Source organism: Intrasporangium sp., assembly GCF_040414665.1.
Taxonomy (GTDB): Bacteria; Actinomycetota; Actinomycetes; order Actinomycetales; family Dermatophilaceae; genus Intrasporangium.
Genome location: NZ_JBEDUL010000035.1, coordinates 1 through 3,987 on the forward strand (window position 1 = coordinate 1; position 3,987 = coordinate 3,987).

The 3,987-nt window shown below is 70.9% G+C and carries 6 protein-coding genes and 1 pseudogene; 5 read left to right on the forward strand and 2 right to left on the reverse strand.

The features are described 5' to 3' along the window. From ABF401_RS04160 to ABF401_RS04170, 3 genes are all read left to right on the forward strand, one after another. Nucleotides 1–789, forward strand: a 789-nt coding sequence (locus ABF401_RS04160; RefSeq protein ID WP_502908191.1) for a phosphohexomutase domain-containing protein, incomplete at its 5' end; no start/stop codon positions are given. A 106-nt stretch (nt 790–895) separates the two neighbouring features. After that, nucleotides 896–1,183 (forward strand): hypothetical protein, encoded by a 288-nt coding sequence (locus ABF401_RS04165; protein ID WP_353508279.1) that lies wholly within the window; start codon nt 896–898, stop codon nt 1,181–1,183. Beyond that, the gene (locus ABF401_RS04170; protein ID WP_353508280.1) at nt 1,180–1,629 is read left to right on the forward strand and encodes a hypothetical protein; all 450 of its coding nucleotides are present in this window, start codon (nt 1,180–1,182) and stop codon (nt 1,627–1,629) included. The genes ABF401_RS04165 and ABF401_RS04170 overlap by 4 nt, the downstream gene beginning before the upstream one ends. Nucleotides 1,630–1,779: 150 nt before the next feature. Here the strand turns inward: ABF401_RS04170 and ABF401_RS04175 are convergent, their stop codons facing one another. Together ABF401_RS04175 and ABF401_RS04180 are read right to left on the reverse strand one after the other, a co-directional pair. Continuing rightward, entirely contained in the window at nt 1,780–2,286 is a 507-nt protein-coding gene (locus ABF401_RS04175) for a nitroreductase family deazaflavin-dependent oxidoreductase (RefSeq protein WP_353508281.1), read from the reverse strand. A gap of 26 nt (nt 2,287–2,312) precedes the next feature. Then, nucleotides 2,313–2,459: a hypothetical protein gene (locus ABF401_RS04180; RefSeq protein WP_353508282.1), complete on the reverse strand. Its 147-nt coding sequence runs from the start codon at nt 2,457–2,459 to the stop codon at nt 2,313–2,315. A gap of 129 nt (nt 2,460–2,588) precedes the next feature. Between ABF401_RS04180 and ABF401_RS04185 the strand changes: the two genes are divergently transcribed. Then, nucleotides 2,589–3,164, forward strand: a complete 576-nt coding sequence (locus ABF401_RS04185) for an ASCH domain-containing protein (RefSeq protein WP_353508283.1) — start codon at nt 2,589–2,591, stop codon at nt 3,162–3,164. Between the two features lie 122 nt (nt 3,165–3,286). Further along, nucleotides 3,287–3,987 (forward strand): annotated as a pseudogene (locus ABF401_RS04190) (M3 family metallopeptidase); the annotation flags it as partial.

The following is a 3,987-nucleotide window of genomic DNA, read 5'->3' on the forward strand; positions in this document are numbered from 1 at the left end:
TCTGCGGTCGCGCCGCAGGCGTTCGCCGAGGCGGGTGCCGAGGTCATCGTGATCGGCAACGAGCCGGACGGGATCAACATCAACGATGGCTTCGGCTCGACGCACCTCGATCGGCTGCAGGCCGAGGTCGTGACCGTCGGTGCGGACCTCGGGCTGGCTTTCGACGGCGACGCCGACCGCTGCCTGGCGGTCGACGGCACGGGCACGATCGTCGACGGTGACCAGATCATGGCCATCCTGGCGCTCCGCATGAAGGAGCAGGGCGCCCTCCGCGGAGACACCCTCGTCGCCACCGTCATGTCCAACCTCGGGATGATCCAGGCGCTCGACGCGGCAGGCATCAAGGTCCTGCAGACGGCGGTGGGGGACCGCTACGTCCTCGAGAGCATGAAGGACGGCGGCTACTCCCTCGGCGGGGAGCAGTCGGGCCACGTCGTCATGCTCGACCACGGGACGACGGGCGACGGCACGCTCACCGGTCTCATGCTCGCCTCCCGGGTGGCCGAGACCGGCCGCACACTGGCGGAGCTCGCTGCCGTGATGCGCCACTTCCCGCAGGTGCTCGTCAACGTCAAGGACGTGGACAAGAGCCGCCTCGAAGCGTGCACGGCAGTCGCCGACGCAGTCCGCTCGGCCGAGGCCGAGCTGGGCGAGACCGGGCGGGTCCTGCTGCGCAAGTCCGGCACCGAGCCGGTCGTCCGCGTCATGGTCGAGGCCGAGGACGTCGACCAGGCACACCTGATCGCGGGCCGCCTCGTCGACGTCGTCAAGGCAGAGCTCGCGCTCTAGCGTCTCGCCGCGCCTGACACGCCCGGCGTGGAGGTGATCGCGCTCCTTCTGTCAGTGGCGCGCCGGTCGCGCCGTACAGTGGGCCTGTCGCACAACGGGAGGCCCCATGCTGCTGGTGCCCAGACAGCTGCTCCGCTCCGGCATGACCGGAACCGTCCCCTACTACGGCGGGCGTTTCACTCCCGCCCAGGCGTGGGCGGCTGCCCATCCGACCCAACCTCAACCGGGCCCCCAGGCGGTGCCCCCGGCCGGGTTCCCCGCGCCGGCTCCAGGCGCGTCGGGAGCACGACGGCGCATCGACCCCAACACACAGGCGGCCCTGGAGCACCTGCTCGAAGCGGGCGTGCTCACCGACGCGGAGTACGACGAGATGGTGAGGCGGAGCGGCGGATGACGGGACCGGTCCAGATCCTGGTCATCGGCCTGGACGAGCCGACGTTCTCGGGGGAGGTGATGGCGGAGTTCGCCCGGCTGCGGGAGGCCGGCACCGTGCGGCTGCTCGACGTCACGCTGATCACGCGCGCAGCTGACGGAACGTTCGAGACTCTGCCCCTGCCGGCCGGCGCGCCGGCGGGCATGGGCCAGCTGGCCGCCCGGCTCCTTGGCCACCCGGACGCTGACACCGCGAGCGCTGAGCCTGCTCCGACCGGAGGCACGTGGTCGCTGGCCGACGCGATCCCGGTGGGCGCCGGTGCAGCCGTCGCTGTCATCGAGCACCTCTGGGCGGCGCCGCTGCGCGAGGCACTTCACCGAGCCGGGGGCATCACGCTGGACGAGACGTGGCTGGCCCCGGAGGACATCGAGCGACTGGAAGGTTTCATCGCCGAGGGCGACTCCTGATCCGCTCGGGGGCGCGTCCGACCTGCGGCCACCAGAGAGCGTCAAACGCGCGACCGAGTCGACGGCCGCCCTGCACGCTGAGCTCACGAGGAAACGAGATGGCCCGCTGACCGCTCCCTGCACCTGCGCCCGAAGGAGGTCGCGTTCGGCCTACGCGGGCACCGGCGTCAGCAGGAAGAAACCCAGGTCGCGGCCACCAGCGCGCTTCTCGTACTCGGCATAACCCGCGTAGTACGTCAGCGCGGTGCGGCGCAGCTGCTCGCGCTGCTCCCCGTGGAGGCGCTGGGCGACCACGTCGTGCTGGATCCCGTCGACGCCGAACCGCGCCTGCGGGAGGGCCACAAGGTTGAAGTACCAGCCCGGCGGCTCCCGGCTCCCCCAGCTCGAGGCGACGACGCCCCATCCGCCCTCCATCGGGAACGCGAGCAGCGGCACGGTGCGCGGCAGCCCCGACCTTGCGCCGGTCGTGGTCAGCATTCCGACGGGCAGACCAGCGAGGATCTCGACGGCAGTCCGGTGGACGCCTGGCGTGCGGTCGAGCAGCCGGTCGAGGTGGTGCAAGGTGTGCTTGAAGACCCGCGTGCCGGCCCTGCTCGCCGCGAAGGCTCGCATCCCCCGCTGGAGTCGGTTCGCGCGGTCGTACGTCCGGGCCACCACCGGCCCATCGTAGGGGGTGCCCGGGCCTAGCTGCCCGTCAGCGCCTCGAGCTCCTCGATCGCCTGGTCGAAGGCGCGGCCGGCGGCCCGCCACGGCCCCGACGGACCGCCCTCCTCGGCCAGCCCGAGCAGGTGCGGGGTCAGGTCAGCACTGAACCCCTCGCTGGCCACCATGCATGCCCGCCAGCATGTCACCGTCGCCCCACCGAGAACGTGCGACGCCGATCCTCATCGCGGTCGCCCCAGATCAGCGCGCCGTCCGGAACGCCGACTACCACGCCTCCGTCGGGCTAACCTCGGGCCATGGACGCACCCGAGCCCGGAACTGATGATTCATCGGTGATCGAGTCCTTCTGGCAGGTCGCCAGGATGCGAGCCAAGCTCAACCCGAGCGGCTTCTACACGGGGGAGCGGCCCTTGGGGTCCCTTCGGCCGCCGGCATGGGCCTTCGGGGCCACACCGGAGCAGGCCGACCAGGCACTCGCGCTCGTGCTGTCGGGCATCAAGACCGCCACGTCCGGCGCGTTGTGGGACTACGAGGCCGAGGGTGAGCAGCTACCGACGCCGGGAGCGCTTGGCATCGTCACCGACGGCCGCGGTGTCCCGCATGCGCTGGTCGTGACGACCCAGGTCGAGATCGTCCCGTTTGACGAGGTGGGCGCCGAGCATGCGTACCTCGAGGGTGAGGGTGATGGGTCGCTGGCCACCTGGCGCGAGGTGCACGAAGGGCTCTTCACGGAGCACGCGATGCACAGTCGCGGGTTCAGCCGGGACATGCCTGTCGTCCTTCAGCGCTTCGCGGTTCTCTACAGCCAGGCGGTCGCCGGCTTGGACGACCTCTGGCGACGCGGCGTCCCCGGCTCGGCATCACCGCGGTAAGAGCCGACCGTCGACGTGGCGAGCTCCCATGAGGGCCGTCCACGGGAGAAGTCCCGGCGACCGAGTGACGACTTTGGTGGGCAGGGCGCAGCCAGTCGGCACCCCTCCGTAGTGTCTGGGTCATGACTGACCCGACCGAAGCCGCCACCGGCACGTCTCTCGCTGGCAACCCGTTTGCGACCAAGAGCACCCTGGCCTTCTCCCTTCCGCCATTCGCGGCGATCCTGCCAGAGCACTACGGTCCGGCCTTCGACGTCGGAATGCAGGAGCACCGGGCCGAGGTCGAAGCCATCGCTGCCAATGCCGAGCCGCCGACCTTCGAGAACACTCTTGTCGCCCTCGAACGGTCCGGCCAGCTGCTCTCCCGCGCCAGCACGGCCTTCTTCGGCACGTCGAGCGCGCTGGCGACACCGCAGATCCAGGCGATCCAGGAGGAGTACGCCCCCAAGCTCGCTGCCCACAGCGACGCGATCCTGCTCGACTCGCGCCTCTACGAGCGGATCCGCGCCGTGCGCGACGGCACTGCGCAGATGGGAGCTCTCGACCCGGAGTCCCGGCACCTGGTCGAGCGATACCTCACCGAGTTCACGGTGGCCGGTGCCGGCCTGGACGATGCGGCCAAGGAGCGCCTCCGTGAGCTCAACGCGGCCCTCGCGACCCTGACCACTCGATTCGAGCAGCAGCTGCTCGCCGACGCCAACGACCTCGCCGTGCTGGTCGACGACGTCACCGAGCTCAATGGGCTCACCGCCGGCGAGATCTCGGCCGCGGGCGAGGCGGCCAGGGAGCACGGCCACGACGGCTCGTACCTCATCAGTCTCGT